The organism is Pontibacter cellulosilyticus, from assembly GCF_014306105.1.
Classification (GTDB): Bacteria; Bacteroidota; Bacteroidia; order Cytophagales; family Hymenobacteraceae; genus Pontibacter; species Pontibacter cellulosilyticus.
Map to the genome: position 1 here is coordinate 33983 of NZ_JACRVF010000005.1, position 15972 is coordinate 49954.

The 15972-nt window shown below is 44.3% G+C and carries 14 protein-coding genes; 8 read left to right on the forward strand and 6 right to left on the reverse strand.

The window, feature by feature from the left end:
• The first annotated feature begins 6 nt into the window (after positions 1-6).
• Both H8S84_RS15655 and H8S84_RS15660 read left to right on the forward strand, forming a co-directional pair.
• Positions 7-1029 (forward strand): PorP/SprF family type IX secretion system membrane protein, encoded by a 1023-nt coding sequence (locus H8S84_RS15655; RefSeq protein ID WP_187068320.1) that lies wholly within the window; start codon positions 7-9, stop codon positions 1027-1029.
• 122 nt (positions 1030-1151) lie between these two features.
• A complete protein-coding gene (locus H8S84_RS15660) occupies positions 1152-1541 on the forward strand; it encodes a transmembrane 220 family protein (RefSeq protein WP_230407215.1) in 390 nt (129 codons plus the stop codon).
• A gap of 44 nt (positions 1542-1585) precedes the next feature.
• Here the strand turns inward: H8S84_RS15660 and H8S84_RS15665 are convergent, their stop codons facing one another.
• Together H8S84_RS15665 and H8S84_RS15670 are read right to left on the reverse strand one after the other, a co-directional pair.
• Positions 1586-1798, reverse strand: coding sequence for a heavy-metal-associated domain-containing protein (locus tag H8S84_RS15665; RefSeq protein ID WP_187068321.1), 213 nt, complete (start codon positions 1796-1798; stop codon positions 1586-1588).
• Positions 1799-1846: 48 nt separating this feature from the next.
• Positions 1847-4084: a heavy metal translocating P-type ATPase gene (locus H8S84_RS15670; RefSeq protein ID WP_230407216.1), complete on the reverse strand. Its 2238-nt coding sequence runs from the start codon at positions 4082-4084 to the stop codon at positions 1847-1849.
• Between the two features lie 268 nt (positions 4085-4352).
• On the opposite strand from H8S84_RS15670, the gene H8S84_RS15675 reads away from it, so the two are divergent.
• Both H8S84_RS15675 and H8S84_RS15680 read left to right on the forward strand, forming a co-directional pair.
• A complete protein-coding gene (locus H8S84_RS15675; protein WP_187068322.1) occupies positions 4353-7706 on the forward strand; it encodes a PAS domain S-box protein in 3354 nt (1117 codons plus the stop codon).
• Between the two features lie 2 nt (positions 7707-7708).
• Positions 7709-8125 carry a response regulator gene (locus H8S84_RS15680; protein WP_187068323.1) on the forward strand — a complete coding sequence of 139 codons (417 nt, stop codon included), beginning with the start codon at positions 7709-7711 and terminating at the stop codon, positions 8123-8125.
• A gap of 52 nt (positions 8126-8177) precedes the next feature.
• On the opposite strand, the gene H8S84_RS15685 is transcribed toward H8S84_RS15680, so the two are convergent.
• Positions 8178-8543, reverse strand: coding sequence for a hypothetical protein (locus H8S84_RS15685; RefSeq protein ID WP_187068324.1), 366 nt, complete (start codon positions 8541-8543; stop codon positions 8178-8180).
• Between the two features lie 92 nt (positions 8544-8635).
• Complete coding sequence (locus tag H8S84_RS15690; RefSeq protein WP_187068325.1) at positions 8636-9385, reverse strand: DUF547 domain-containing protein; 750 nt, start codon at positions 9383-9385, stop codon at positions 8636-8638.
• Between the two features lie 134 nt (positions 9386-9519).
• On the opposite strand from H8S84_RS15690, the gene H8S84_RS15695 reads away from it, so the two are divergent.
• The gene (locus H8S84_RS15695; RefSeq protein WP_187068326.1) at positions 9520-9747 is read left to right on the forward strand and encodes a hypothetical protein; all 228 of its coding nucleotides are present in this window, start codon (positions 9520-9522) and stop codon (positions 9745-9747) included.
• A gap of 90 nt (positions 9748-9837) precedes the next feature.
• On the opposite strand, the gene H8S84_RS15700 is transcribed toward H8S84_RS15695, so the two are convergent.
• Positions 9838-10941 (reverse strand): T9SS type A sorting domain-containing protein, encoded by a 1104-nt coding sequence (locus tag H8S84_RS15700; RefSeq protein ID WP_187068327.1) that lies wholly within the window; start codon positions 10939-10941, stop codon positions 9838-9840.
• 263 nt (positions 10942-11204) lie between these two features.
• Here H8S84_RS15700 and H8S84_RS15705 point away from each other — a divergent pair, with 263 nt between their 5' ends.
• The 3 genes from H8S84_RS15705 to H8S84_RS15715 all read left to right on the forward strand — a co-directional run bounded on the left by H8S84_RS15705 (position 11205) and on the right by H8S84_RS15715 (position 15080).
• The gene (locus H8S84_RS15705) at positions 11205-13379 is read left to right on the forward strand and encodes a sensor histidine kinase (protein ID WP_187068328.1); all 2175 of its coding nucleotides are present in this window, start codon (positions 11205-11207) and stop codon (positions 13377-13379) included.
• A gap of 101 nt (positions 13380-13480) precedes the next feature.
• Positions 13481-14179 (forward strand): response regulator transcription factor, encoded by a 699-nt coding sequence (locus tag H8S84_RS15710; protein WP_187068329.1) that lies wholly within the window; start codon positions 13481-13483, stop codon positions 14177-14179.
• A gap of 250 nt (positions 14180-14429) precedes the next feature.
• Positions 14430-15080 carry a hypothetical protein gene (locus H8S84_RS15715; protein WP_187068330.1) on the forward strand — a complete coding sequence of 217 codons (651 nt, stop codon included), beginning with the start codon at positions 14430-14432 and terminating at the stop codon, positions 15078-15080.
• Positions 15081-15243: 163 nt separating this feature from the next.
• Here the strand turns inward: H8S84_RS15715 and H8S84_RS15720 are convergent, their stop codons facing one another.
• Positions 15244-15924, reverse strand: coding sequence for a porin family protein (locus H8S84_RS15720; protein ID WP_187068331.1), 681 nt, complete (start codon positions 15922-15924; stop codon positions 15244-15246).
• Positions 15925-15972 lie beyond the last annotated feature (48 nt).

Below are 15972 nucleotides of genomic sequence, written 5' to 3' on the forward strand. Positions count from 1 at the left end.
AACTCTATGAACAAACTTTTAGCCCTAGGTTTTGTGTGTCTTATGTTTGCTGGCCAGGCGATGGCACAGCAAAAACCACAGTACTCACAATATACATTAAACAATTACCTGCTTAACCCTGCTATCTCCGGCATTGAGAACTATGCCGACCTGAAGCTGGGTACCAGGCACCAGTGGTCTGGTTTGGAGGGAGCTCCGGAATCATACTATGCTACGCTGCACATGCCGATAAACATGAGTGCAAGCTCGTCATACAGCAGCAGAAGCAGAGGCCAGGTAGCAAAGGAGTCTACTTCTAAAAAAGGAAACGGGTATCGCCGGGCAAGGCCACACCATGGTATCGGTGCCATGGCCATGTCTACGAGAACAGGTCCTTTAAAGCGTGGCAGCCTTAGTTTCAGCTATGCTTACCACCAGCCAATCACCCGCGATCTGAGGGTGTCTGCAGGTGTAGCCCCAGGACTTATCCAATATAGCCTGGATCCGGGATATGTGAGGGTGGTAAACCAAAACGACCCTGCTGTGATGGACGGACGCATAAACGAGGTTAAGTTTGACCTGAACATGGGCCTGTGGCTCTACTCACAGAACTTTTATGTAGGGGTTGCCGGAGCACAGCTGGTGCCAAGCAAACGAGAGTATGCCATTTCCACAGGATCACCGGAGTATAATAACGGGCAACTGCAGCAGCACTTCTTTACCACTGCCGGCTACAGATTGGATGTAACGCCCTATGTGGCCGTTATACCTTCTGTCATGGTAAAAATAGCAGAACCAAGCCCGGTCTCTGTAGATGCATCTGTAAAAGTACTGTACAGCAATCGCCTGTGGGCAGGAGCCTCTTACCGTCACCAGGAATCTGTATCAGCTATGGCAGGTATCAACATCAGTCCGTTGCTGGACCTGGCTTACTCCTATGATGCCAGCACGTCGCCGCTAGCTGGTACAAATGCAGGCAGCCATGAGGTGGTATTAGGTTTCAAACTTCGTAATTCACGTAAAATACTTTGCCCGAAATGGGCCTGGTAATCGCTCTATACAACCATTTCGTTTTACATGTAATGCTATGGGAGGCGGCTCAAAAGGCCGCCTCCTTGCATGTAAACTTTTTACTAAAATAGAAGTATAGCTATGTACTAACCTTTACTCTCATGATGCTGAAGAAAATCCTCGCTATCTTTTTTGGCTTAGCCTTTCTGTCTTTTGTAGCAGTGCAGTACAACGATCCGGACCCTACTGTCTGGATGGTCATTTACGGCGCCGCTGCTATACTTTGCTTCTTAGCTGCATTCAATAAAGTACCTCATGCTATACTTTGGATCGCAGTTATACTTTGCGTGGCCGGAGGCATTTACATGTGGCCTGAAAAATATGAAGGCCTGAGCGTGGGAGGCGGAGACATCAAGAACATTGAAGAAGCACGGGAGGCACTTGGTCTTTTAATGATCGCTGTTATTTTCGGAGGATTTATACTTGCTGACAAGTATAGCCAACGTTCCAGGAGTGCAGCTGAACTGGCGCAAAAAAGAAAGTGGGCTTAGCCACCACGGCCAAACCCACTTCACACTTAATCAACACAAGCAGCTTACTGCACCGGTTCAGCCTTGAAACCGGCCTTTTCTACTGCAGTCTTTATCTCCTGGGCATCCAGCGTTTCTGTTTTCACTTCAAGTATCTTGTCTGGGTTGTTTGTATCCACATTCCACTCCTCTACCCCTTCCAGTTTATTCAGGTGAGGTGTTACAGCCTTTATGCAGCTGCCACAGTTTATCGTTGTTTTGAATTTATGCGTTTTCATCTTTTACCTATTTTTTATTTAACATAATTTACCAACTAATCACCTTTACTAATCAAGCTTCTTTGCCTTTAAGCGTAAGCTATTGCTAACTACGGATACGGAACTAAGTGCCATGGCTGCACCGGCAATCATCGGGTTAAGCAGAAAGCCTGTGAACGGAAACAGCACACCTGCAGCTATCGGAATACAAATTACGTTGTAAAAGAATGCCCAGAACAGGTTCTGACGAATAGTCTTCACCGTTGCCTTTGATAGTTTAATGGCATTCGCAATCTGCTTCAAGTCAGAGCGCATCAGTGTGATACCTGCCACATCCATGGCTACGTCGGTGCCGTGTCCCATGGCTATACTTACATCGGCCAGGGCGAGTGCTTGCGCGTCGTTTATGCCGTCTCCCACCATGGCTACTATCTTACCCTCCTGCTGCAACTGCTTGATAAACTCTCCTTTATCGCTTGGCAACAGTTCAGCCTTGTAGTTTGTGATACCAACCTGTTTTGATACCGCAGCGGCTGTTTGCTTGTTGTCCCCTGTCAGCATGTACAGTTCGATTCCTGCATCCAGCATGGCTTTTATACCCTCTGCAGCTGTTGGCTTAATAGGATCGCTTACTGCAAATACTGCCAAGGCCTGTGTAGCATCTGCAAAGTATATAACTGTTTTCGCCTCCTCCTGTAGCTGCATGGCAGCCATTTTCAGGTGCTCCGGAAGTATAACCTTATGCTCCTGCAGCAGCTTTTCGTTACCGGCATAGTAGCGTGTACCGTCAAAGTCAGCCTCTATGCCCTGCCCTGTCAGGCTGCTGAAGTAGTTTAGCTGTAGCGTTGTCTGCCCCTGCTCTTTGTAGTAAGTATAAATGGCCTGTGCAATTGGATGCTCCGACTGTGACTCCATGGAGTAGAAGATCTGCTCTGCCTGTTGCTTCTCGGCCACATTTTCAGCCCAGATCACATCTGTTACAGTAGGCTTGCCCAACGTGATCGTACCTGTTTTATCAAGTATAACGGCGTTCACATGCTGTGCACGTTCAAGGCTCTCAGCATCTTTTATAAGTATACCCTGCTCCGCTCCGCGGCCTACTCCTACCATGATGGCTGTTGGCGTTGCCAGACCAAGCGCACAAGGGCAGGCAATTACCAGCACCGAAATCGTAGATAGCAGTGCCTCCGTTAAGTATGCCTCGCCACCAAGTATAATCCAGGCGGCAAATGTAAGTATGGCAATGCCCAGCACAATTGGTACAAAGATGCCGGCAATTTTATCCACCAGTTTCTGCACTGGTGCCTTACTGCCCTGCGCCTCCTGCACCAGTTTAATGATATGGGCCAGCATGGTTTGGCCACCTGTTTTCTGTGCAGTTAGCTGTACACTACCTTTCTGGTTGATGGTACCGGCATAAACGGTATCTCCAGCCTGCTTTTGCACCGGCAACGGCTCACCGCTCAACATACTTTCATTCACGTAAGTAGATCCGGCTATTACTTCTCCGTCTACAGGCACCCGCTCTCCAGGCAGTAGCAATACTGTATCGCCAATACGCACCTCTTCCGTTTTTATCTCCAGTTCTGTGCCGCCGCGAAGTATACGAACCGTTTTAGGCTGCATGCCCATCAGCTTTTTAATGGCTGCAGAACTACGGTTTTTGGCACTCTCTTCTAAGTATTTGCCCAAAAGTATGAATGCGATGATCACAGCCACTGCCTCGAAGTATACATGCGGCATTAGTCCCCTGCTTAAAAAGAATTCCGGGTAAATCGTGTTGAAGGCGCTGAAGATAAAGGCAATGCCTGTACTTAGAGCCACCAGCGTATCCATGTTTGCCCTAAAATGCTTTGCCTGGGCCCATGCCCCTACAAAAAACCGCTGCCCGGCCCAAAATAGAACAGGTATGGTAAGTATAAACATGGCCCAATTACCCCAGGTAAAGGTGTCGTGGAAGAACATGCCCAGCACAAATACCGGAGCAGCCAGTATAATGGCACCGATGGTTTTGCGCTTCAGATCGGCCAGCGCCTTCGCCTGCCTTTCCTCTAGTTCGTCCTGTGTGGTATCCTCCACCAGCAATTCGAAACCAATTTCCTGAACGGTATCTTTAAGTTTTGCGGGAGAGGTAACATCAGGTGCATAAGTAACCTGTACCGTTTTAGCAGCAAAATTCACGTTGGCTTCGTTTACTCCATCAGTAGCCTTTAACATGCTCTCGATGCTGCTGGCACAAGAGGCACAGGTCATTCCCTCTACCGGAAAGCTGGCCCTAGTAAGTTTTTTATCTTTTAGCTCTGCCATTGTTGTGTTCCATTTTACATTACAAAGGTAGCAAGGCACCTAAGCCTATGTATTACACAATTACGAGCATCCGTTACATATTCTTTAAAATTAGGGTAGTTCACCCGTGTTTTGGCACTTTGCGCAGAAATCCATAGCACTTTCAGGGCAGTAACCGGAACTAAAATTATTTTTTTAAGCTTAATTAGGACCGGCTTTTTGCATGGAGAAGGTATTTTGACTTACCTTGGACAGTAATTGCCGGTACCCAACTAATAGCCAAAACCTAATGCATACTTCTCCAGGAAATAAGAAGCTTATTTTCAGTGGCCATCGTGACTATACTGTAAACCTTGTAGTTATTATTTTTACAGTGTTGGCTGTTTTACTGGTAGGGGTTGGCACTGTTTCTTTTGTTGGCGCCCGCGAAATTGAGAAAAATTATAGCCTGCACCTTTCTAAAACAATAGAGAAGCTGGAGTTAGTTAACCAACTTCATCTTAACAATGATAATGTAAGGTCGCTGATTACAGATCTGACAACACCTGAAAATAAGAACAGATCTGGTGTTTCAGCTCAACTTAAGGCTGCACACGATGAAAACACGAGGTTAATCAAAAAGCTAAACGATATAGTTGTTCTGAAGGAAAACAAAAAAATACTTCGCCAGCTTATAGTTTACCGCCAGTCATACTACACCCATACAGACAGCATTACCACGCTCGCCCTGAATGGCAGGATTTACGGAGCCAAGCTATATAGCGATCTTTACCTTGCTCCTGTCGATGATCAGCACCAGTTACTTCTGAATAGGCTAAGTGCCAATTTTCAGAAAGTTGTTGATGAGCGTGACACCCAGGCAGCCCAACTCCTGGCTTCATTCGTTGATTATCAAGAAATTATACTTGCACTTATCTTAATTGCTACTGCCTGCTCCATATTTTTAATACAATACCTGTTCAGAAAGCTAAAGCGCGAGAACCTTGATTTGAGCAACGAAATAACGATCAGGCAGGAATTACAGAATGAGTTATTCAAGAGCCAGCATATCTATAAAACGCTTTTCGACAGCAACCCAATCCCTATGTGGATTTATGACTTTAAGACGCTCCGTATTCTTAAAGCAAATAATGCGGCATCTGAAGTATACGGCTATACACTTGAGGAATTCCTGGAAATAAAAATTTCAGACTTAAAACTGGAAAGTGACCTGGAGCACTACTTCAATAACATCCTTTCTAACCCTAAACAGCACAGTGTATTTCAAAATATTAAGCATAAGCGCAAAGACGGAAGCGAATTTAGGGTGGAGGTACACTCGCACGCTTTACCAGAGGAAGACAACATTTGCCCCAGGTTAGTAGTGGCTGTAAACGTTGACGAACAATTTATGGCCCACGAAAAAATTGAGCGCAACGAAATGCAATTACGAGAGATCAGCTCTAGCATACCCGGAGCTGTATATCAGTTCCGGATGACAAAAGAGCTGAAGTATAGCTTTCCTTTTGTGAGTGCTGGTATTCAGAAACTATATGGCGTTACACCAGAGGAGATATATGAAACACCTTCTATTGCCTATAAAAATGTGCACCCAGAAGATGTAGAAGCTATTAAACGCACTACCCTGGATTCTTATATAGAACTGAAGCCTTGGATACATGAGTTCAGGGTATGGCAGGCAGAGCACAAAAAATACCTGTGGGTGCGCGGACATAGCCTACCTACAAAGCGCAGCGACGGCAGTGTGCAGTGGAATGGTACCTTCATTGATATCACCAATCAAAAGGAGGCACAGGAGGAACTAGTGAAGAACGAAGCAAATCTTAAAGCGCTTCTCGACAGCTCTAATAAAGCCATTTTCTTACTGGATGCTGATCTATTGGTAATGTCGTTCAATAAAGTAGCCGCGGATTACGTACTCAGCGAATGCCAGATAACACTAACTGCCTCACAAGATTTATGTCAGATTTTTGATAAAGACTTGTTCCCTGATTTGAAAGAAGATCATGCAATGGCTATGCAGGGACATGAAATTTCATTTGAAACAGGCACTGCCGGCAAGTGGTATGAGATAGCCTATAAACCAGCCATCAGCAAAGATAATCAAGTGTTGGCGGTAGCACTGAGTATACATGATATTACAGAGCAACGCGATATAATCGAGGCAATCCGTAAAAGTGAGGCGCAGCTCACAAAGGCACAAACACTTACCAAGTTAGGTAGTTGGGAATACGATATCGAAAACAAAATCTTAAGCACATCGGAGTCACTGTGCGAGATATACGGATTGCCCACCGGAACAACATCACTACCTTATAGTCATTTTGAGTCTTTGTATCATCCAGACGATGCAGAACTGCCTTCTATCCAATTTCAGAAGGCTGCTGCTGGCGAGTCCAGTATGACGTTTGACCATCGGATAGTTCTGAAGAACGGACAGTTAAGGCATTTACATACCGTAGGTGAGATTCTCCATAATTTGGAAGGTAAACCTGTAAAAATTTCCGGCGCAACACAGGATATAACAGAGCTCAAGCTAAAAGAGCAAGAGTTGATCGAGGCTAAAGAAAAGCTGCAGGCTACCTTGGAGAACATTCCTGAAATTATCTTTTCAACGGATGCACGGCACACATTTACTTATATAAGTCCTCAGGTACAGACAATAACAGGATACAGAGAGGCAGACCTGCTTGGAAACCCCGAAAGTTGGAAAACAATTGTACATCAAGATGATATTGAGCAGGTTTTAAACCATGTAACCCCAGCGTTGCTGCTTGGCAACAAGCTACAGTATGAGCTAAGAATTGTGACAAAAGAGGGCGCAACAAAGTGGATTGAACTTCGCTGTTCTCCTGTTCTGGATGCAAATAATAAGCTGCTGCGAACAGATGGATCGGCTGCTGATATTACTGATAAAAAGCTGGAGGAGGTACGCCGTATGTTGCTAACTGAGCAGTTGCAAAAGCAAAATCACCACTTGCAGCAGTTTACCTATATTGTATCGCACAATCTGCGCGCGCCTATTGCAAACATTATAGGACTTACCTCTATTTATGACCACAGAAGGCCGGAGGCAGTACTTAATCAGCGCGTAATCGATAATTTAACAAAATCGGCACAGCTTTTGGACAGTACCATCCGGGACCTGAATGACATCCTTAGCATCAGGAACCAGATAAACGAAAGCAAAGAGGTAGTAGACTTCAACCAGACGCTGGAGCACATTATTGCGAGTGTTGCGGGTACGGCCGGTTCAGAAGAGGCAGATATAGACAGTGATTTCAGTCAGGCCCCCGATATTATTGCTATAAGGAGCTATGTGTACAGTATTATGCTTAACTTAGTGACAAATGCAATAAAATACCGTTCGGAGGCCAGAAAACTAAAGTTGCAACTTAGAACTTTTAGAGTACTTGATTATATTTGTCTCGAAGTCCAGGACAACGGCCAGGGAATTAACATGGAGCAAAATAAAGACAAGATCTTCGGCCTCTATAAACGGTTTCATCAACATCAGGAAGGCAAAGGAATTGGCCTGCACCTTGTAAAAACACAGGCTGAACTTTTAGGCGGCAAGGTGGAAGTAGACAGTGAACCAGATCTGGGAAGTAAATTTAAAGTGTATTTAAAGCATCAAGTGTAGAAATGAATACATTGAGACGGGTTGTATTGATAGATGATGATCAGGTTAGTAATTTTGTGTGCGAAAGCATCATTAAAGGTGAGCGATTTGCAGATGAGGTGATTAGCTTTGAGTGGGCTCAGGATGCGCTGGATTACCTGCAGCATACCTGCACAGAAGACCCCAGCAATTTTCCAGATCTTATTTTCCTTGACATTAACATGCCGGGCATGGATGGATGGGCTTTTATCCAGGAATACAGAAAGCTATCTGAGAACGTAACGCACAGCTGCAGTCTGTTTATGCTATCATCCGCTGTAGACAGGAAAGATATCATCTGTGCGAAAAGCCATATAGAAGTGAAAGATTTTTTCTCCAAACCACTTTCACCAGAGATATTGGCTATTATCAAAGAAGAGTTTATTGCAGAACAGCAGTAATATTGCAGTTATCAAAAATTAAAAAAGGGAGCTTACAGGCTCCCTTTTATTTTTAGCGGCGGCTATAATCCGCGTCGTCTGGTTTTTCTTTGTCTTCCCCTAAAGGCTGGTCTCCCCTCCTTATACCGGCCACATTATCGTCCATGCCAGTATCGCTGCCTTCGTATTCAAAGCCGGGGCCCTGAGCAAATTCCTCTACACTTTTTGAGTTGTTGCCTCCATATCCGGTAGTTTCATTTCCCTCAATTTTTAGGTTCTCAAGTTTATCCTTTTGTCCGGGACGTTCTGTAATGCCCCCGGGTCCAATATTGCGCTTTGCAGATGGATCAGGGTGATTCCCTAGAGATACTCGCTTGTTGTAGTCACTGTTTATATTGTCAAGATCATCACGATCTCTTTCATCTTTATTCGTAGCCATAATTTTAAATTTAGTTACTGTTTTAGTATACGCTGCCCACTCGTTGGTGTTCGAAGGGGTACTTATACTTAACATAAATTTACAGCCTATGTTTACTCTACACTTTCATTCAGTGCCCAGTTATAGGTATAGTAACCTACCTTATTCTGCTTCGGAATGGGCTTATTTCTATACTTATTGATGTAGGCAAGTATACCCGGCGCCTCTGCCAGAAAGTCAGCTTCGTACCATTTAAATATTTCAGACACTTGTACCTGTTTCGGCTGCACTTTCATGAAGGTTGAGTTATTTAATGCCAGCCGTGTTTGCGCTTCCAGTTGCTTTTCAACTAGTTCGGGTGTATAGGCTTCATCTAAAAGCGGCGGGCATGATTTTGCGGCACATACAAGGGCAAAATGTATGCGGGCATCTTTATAAGGTAAAAGGAGTTTCTTTTTTTCTAGCTCATTAAGCGTTAGGTACTCACCTGCCACTTTATACTTTTGCTTATCAAAGAAGCCCGGCACATCTATCACCGACTTTAGCGGATAATGCTCCATCACCTGCCTCAACACCAGCACATTGTATGCATTTATATAGAAGGCTTTTTTCTCGGCACCAGATGCCTTACTCAGGTCATAAGCTGCGATCTGCTTTGCTAACTGCTCCAGCCTGGGCACGTCTTGCTGTAAAGCCTTATACTTTACCTGCCCATCTTTTACATACTTTTGAAGCAGGTTAGTAACAGAAGTATAAAAACTGCCTTGTTGCCTCATTTCATAAGAAGCAGTGCTCTTATTGCTGCCATCTACAGTTGTAACAGCGCCAAACAGCAACACATACAGGAAGAGTAATCTAAACATAGTATCCGGGAATAATGGTCGTGGTATTTATAACAACAACTGCACCGTTCTGTTATATTTGCCCAAATTTTCAGGTTTATGGCACCAGAAACTGCTCTAAACTGTTAGCACCCTAAGATACAAACAGCATCAACATGAAATTATCAAAAATTTACGACCCAAGGGAAATGAACTCCTACCAGTTTGTTGCAGCCACTGGGTTTGTAATGACTTTAGTAGCACATATAATCCTGATGCTGATCGGTAAGAGTATTGAGAACTTTATGGCGCTGTATGCCTGCTGGACCGTATTTTTTATACTTGGCGCCATAGCCAACTATAACAGCAAACCCGGGGACCACGATCACCACCACCACCACTAACAGCTATACTAAGTTTATATTTTCAAGCTTGTACAAAGCAAAAGGCCCGCAGATAGTCTGCAGGCCTTTCAAATCAATTCACTTAAACAATTATCTGACTAAAATCTTTTTGGTGTGGTAGCGCTTGCCCTGCGCGATCTGCAGAAAGTATAAGCCTTTGCCGAAAGGTCTCAGATCTATCTCTTTCTCGTATTCGCCGCTGAGCTTTTCGATAGTATCCACAAAAACCTCCTGCCCTTTGCTGTCGAGCACGCGGACTACAGTAGTACCTTTGTTTTCCGGCTTAAATCGCAGGTTAAACCTGCCATCATTCGGATTTGGATAATACTCTATCTGCTCCAGTTCCAGTTCTTCCTTAGGCTTAGTTTCTACGGGTGTGCCTGTTTTTTTAAGAGCAGAAACATCCTCTGTAGTCAAATCCTTTACTGTAACAATTCTCTTAAGTATAATTGTTACCTCTCCATCTTCCGTTCTTTTGAACTGCTGGTCTGTTTTACTTTCTTTTAATTTGTAAACGATCACTTCCCTCTTTGTGGTGGTGTCACCATAAACTTTACCAGGCCTCAGTATTAAGGCGTCACCGTGGGTCTTGTCAACAATAACCCGCTCAATTCTGGCTGGTTTTATATGGGCAATACTATCTCCACGTTCAAACCGGAAAACGCGTACAGAGTCGGTGCTGCTGCTTGCAATAACAGATGCGTTCAGCCTTCTGTACTGCGCGCCCCTACGTATTGTAAAAGTGTCTAACACAGCAGTTTTAAGTGTCCCCGTACGAATCAGTTCCTGTACAATAGAGTCGCCTTCCATTCTGTTTAACTTTTTTACAAGCTCTTCTTTTTCAGTTTTTGTCAGATTCCCGTTTAAGCGCATCACCCTGAATTCCTTATCATTTGTGTTTAAAGGAGCTGTATCAAATGTGATGCTGTTAAACTTTGCTGAACTTAGCCTCCTGAAAGCGGCTGTATCCACTTTTAAACCCTTCAACCCCTGTACCAGACTTGCGTGATCTGTTATTGTTAGGGTGGTGTCAACCATAACACGCTTCCCGTCTTCCATTTTAAAATACTGGAACCTGATTTTCTTTTCGGGGCCTGTAGCGTCCTGGGCTATTGTTGTATAAAGTGGCAGCAAGGCCAACAACAGGCCAAGAACAAACTTGATAAAATTCTGAATTGCAGTAACAACGTCCATAACATCTGGTTTTTGATTTCTGATACTCAAAGGTACGCTCAGAACCTACCGGTTATAGTTAAGGCTTCGTTAAAGTGTGTTAAGGAAAAGTTAAAGTTAACAACAGGCACACCCGCTCCTACCCTGCAACGGTATATGGGTTTACAAGACAATCATAAACAGACACTTATAAAATATAAATAGAATAGTTAAATTGAGTTAAAATGCGTTAAAGAAAAGTTAAAATTAGAGCACTTACCGTTTCAAAAGTATAAATTTGTTAAGTGAGCAAGAATGTAATAATCGGAGTGTTGGTGCTGATGAGCATCTCCCTGCTAGGTGTGGTGGGGCTGCAACTCTATTGGATAACCGATGCCATACATGTAAAGCAGGAAGAGTTTGACCGCAGCGTGAACGAAGCCTTGGCCAAAGTAGTGGAGAAATTGGAAACCCAGGAAGCAGCCAATGTGGTGGCAAACCAGTTTTCGTCGCTGCAAAACGACTCTGCTGCCCTGCAAAAAGAACCAGCACCAGCTAAACCGGTAAAACAGGAAGTAGTCGCAGCCAAAGCTGCCCCTGCTACAAGTATAGCTGCCTCTAAAAATACAGATGTAGCTGGGCATCAAATCCGTAAAGCAGAAAACGTATCTCAATTTACCAGGAATTCTGCGAATGGGGGCAGCACTTCATCTCCCCCTAAAAAAATTCAGCTATACTTCAGCAAGGCGGACTCTGCTAAGGTAAAGCAGGCAATAAGCAGAATAAGCGGTACCAAGACTACCATTGTTCCGTCTACCATACACGGCGATGCTATGCAGTACCAGCGCCTTACACCTGCTGCAGCGGAATCGCTTAGCGTTGCCCACCTGCGCAAGGGCGGCATTTACCAACTGGAGCCGGTAACCGATACGATCAAATTTTTCAGGATTGACAAGAGGCCCGTGAGGATTTCTGTGGATACCCTGAAGAATATGGCTGTAAGAATGGATAGCCTGCTTCGGCTAAGTAAGCAACCTAAACGCTTTCGCCCGGTAGAGATAGCCTCCATAGACGTACGGAATGACAGTATCTTCATCATTAAGGGTGAAAGGGAAAAGCCAGTTTATGTGACCCATAACCCTTCGGCTCAACATAACGGCACACCACTTACTAAAAACAAGACACGGGAACTGCAGCATGCGGCGGGGCAGCCGGAAACCCATATCTTCAGCTTTCGGACATCTGCGAGCACCTCGCCCGGCACAACTAGACGATTTGTGTACAAAGATTCTATGCAGGCTGCCGTTACACCTCTGAAGCCGTCAATGGCACCAAATAAGAACATAAAGACCTCTGCTATAAACAAGATCGAGGTTAAAAAGGACATGCTAAATGATGTAGTACAGAAAATGGTAGTGGAATATGTTGTAAAGGACGAGCCGCTGCAAAAGCGACTGAACCTGCAGACGCTCCCGGAACTGCTTAAATCTGAACTTGAGAACAAAGGCATTAACCTTGATTTTGGATATTGGGTAGTATCCGGCCAAAACGACACCGTAGCCACCAACAATTTACAGCCGCTAAAAAAGCTTGATGTGCCAAAGTATAAAGCCAGCCTTTTCCCGAACGATATCTTTGACAAGCCCGATTACCTTGGTTTATACTTTGCAGATAGTCGTACCTATGCCATTAAATCGCTGTGGGGTATGTTGTCTTTGTCTGCCTTGTTCACGCTGGTAATGATTGCCACCTTTGGCACCACCATCCATATTATTTATAAGCAGAAAAAGCTGTCGGAGATGAAGAATGACTTCATCAATAACATGACGCATGAGTTTAAAACCCCAATAGCCACTATCTCGCTTGCCACAGATGCCATAGCCAATCCGAAGATTTATGAGCATCCGGAAAAGATTAAGCATTACACCGGCATTATAAAGCAAGAGAACAAGCGCATGAACGTGCAGGTAGAGAACGTACTGCAAATTGCCCGGCTGGAAAAGAATGACTTTAAACTCGACTTTAAACCGGTTGATGTGCATATACTTATCACAAAAGCCATTGAAAGTATACGTCTACAGGTTGAGGAGCGATTAGGGCAGATTCATATACAGCTGAATGCGCTGCAGCACGAACTCAACTCGGATGAGGTGCACTTGTTTAACGTAATCTGTAACTTACTGGACAATGCCAACAAATACTCCCCTACTTCTCCTGATATTAAGCTTGTGACGCAGAACGTAGCGGGTGGCCTGTTAATAGCTGTTGAGGATAAAGGCATGGGCATGAGCAAGGAAACACAGCAGCGCGTATTTGATAAATTTTACAGAGTGCCGACAGGAAACCTGCACAATGTAAAAGGCTTTGGCCTTGGCCTAAGCTATGTTAAAGCCATTGTTCAGGCACATAAAGGAAACGTGCGCTTAAAGAGTGAGCCCGGCAAAGGAAGCCGCTTCGAAATATTTTTACCGTTAAGCTGAGCGAGGTACAGATGCAGTCTTTAGCGTCTTACACGCTACGAAGAAGCGAAGTACAACTAACTAAACAAATAATAAATCAACAACCAGCAACTAACAAAGCCATGAACATACTACTTGCCGAAGACGACCCTAATTTTGGGATTGTGCTGCGCGATTACCTGGAGCTACACGACTACAATGTAACGCTTTGCAAGGATGGCTGCCTGGGCATAACTGCTTTCCGGAAGGGCAAGTATGACCTGTGCATTCTGGATGTGATGATGCCTGAAAAAGATGGATTTACGCTTGCCCGTGAGATAAAGAAGTTAAATCCCGAAACACCTCTTATTTTCCTGACGGCCAAGGCTATGAAAGAAGATATGCTGGAAGGCTTTAAGATTGGTGCAGACGATTACATTACAAAGCCTTTCGACTCGGAAGTGCTGCTGTATAAAATAAAGGCAGTTCTAAACAGAAAATCTCCGGTACAGCCTGAGCAGAAAGAGCAAAATGATTTCACGATTGGCCAGTACAAGTTTCAGTCGAACCTGCGCATTCTTTCTCACCCCGACAGTGAGGTAAAGCTATCTCCTAAAGAGGCTGAGCTGCTTAAGATGCTGTGCCTGCACCTGAACGACGTATTGCCCCGCGACCTTGCCCTGGAAAAGATCTGGCACGAAGATACCTACTTTACGGCTCGTAGTATGGATGTATACATTGCCAAACTGCGCAAGTACTTAAAGCAAGACCCATCCGTGGAAATCATAAACATACATGGCCGCGGCTACAGGTTATGTGTGCACAACGGTGTTATGATGTAGTGTTACTTCACTTCTAAGCTGCCCTATTGCAGCACCTGTTTTGCACCGTTAATATGTGCTTTATATAGGTTGCTATAACATCAAATGCAGGGCTGTAATTTTTCGCAAATTTTTTCTTTAAGTCAGGGTTTATCTGCTCTGACTATCACGATTTTACTATTATATTTACCGGATTTTTGCGCCTATACTTATTTAGGTGTTTAGTAAATTGAGCTTTCCGGAAATAATATAGAAAAACAACTTTTAGCCCATGAAAAAATTTTTACTTTTTGCCCTGCTTTGTATCACAATGGCAAGCTGTGGCCCAGAAATTTACCAGGCAGCCTCTTTCAAGGAGGTTAAAAACAACCACAAAGTGGTAGCAGTTATGCCTTTTGAAGTGACGATTGAATCCAGAAAATTGCCAAAAGGTGTAACTATGGAAATGATCCAGGACCAGCAGCGCGACTATGGCTATGGGATACAGAGCGATGTTTATGGTTACTTCCTGAAGGAGATGAGCAAAAACAAGTATACTGTAAACTTCCAGGATGTGAGCAAAACAAATGCTATCCTGAACAGCTATGGTATCACGTATGATGAGCTGCGTTCAAAGTCAAAAGATGAGATATGCCAGTTATTGGGTGTGGATGCCGTTGTTTCCGGTAAAACATCCATGTATAAACCTATGTCTGATGGTGCAGCTATTGCTGTTGGAATTGTAACTTCTGCAATGGGTGCAGGTGTATGGGGAAGAACAAACACCGTAAACACAACCATCACAATACACGAAGCCACCGCAGGTGACCTAATGTGGAAATATGATTACCAGGCTTCTGGTAGCATCGGCAGCAGCAGACAGTCACTTACAAATGCTTTAATGCGCAACTCTTCCAAGAAATTCCCTTACAAAAGATCTTAATACCTAACCGGATAGCACAAATAGTTTAAAACTTAAACACAGCGGGCAGCTAACATATCAGTTAGCTGCTCGCTGTGTTTAAAAACAACAGGCTACTACCAGAAGTAGCAGCCTGCCCTAAATCACCAAAACACAGTTATCTAAACTTTCAATTATTCATTATTTAGAAGCTAAAGCCAACAGAGGCCTTAACAACGCGGTTGTAAGTTTCAAAGCTGCCGTTAGAGTCGATTGTATTTAAACCGTAATCATACCCTGCGCTTATGTTAAAGCCGCTTGCAAACCTGTAACCAAGGCCACCTGTCACCCCAAAGTCAACTTCTCTAAAACCGCTTTTCATATCCCACTCTCTGTTAAGGGCTTTAAAACCAAGGGCACCTGCTTCGGCCTGTATTTTATTAGACACCAGGTAAGAAACCTGCGGACCACCAAAAATATGGAACCCCTCTCCTACGTATACTTTCGCCAGAATAGGCATGTCGATGTACTCGGCTTTGTTTGTCAGGGTAAGGTTGGCATTCAGGAACTCCACTTCTTCAATAGGTATTTTGCCTATCAGGCGGGTACCTTTTTGTGAGTATTGCAGGCCTGGCTCGATCTCGAAACCTGGTGCAACAGGTATAGTTACATAGCCTCCCACATGGAAGCCTTCACGCATTTTGCGGCTCACAGAGCCATCTGTAAGGTCTATCAGATCCTGGGCACTGTTTACTGTTTCGCCCTGCCACTCTGCAAGGTTTACACCGGCTTTTACACCAAACCTAACTGGACTCTTCTGCTGCGCATTTACTTTTGTGGCTACAAAGCCCAAGACAACAGCTATAAGTAAAAATATCTTTTTCATGGTAGTAATCTTTAATGTTCCGTCTGGATTAAGTAAGCTGCGCTGCTT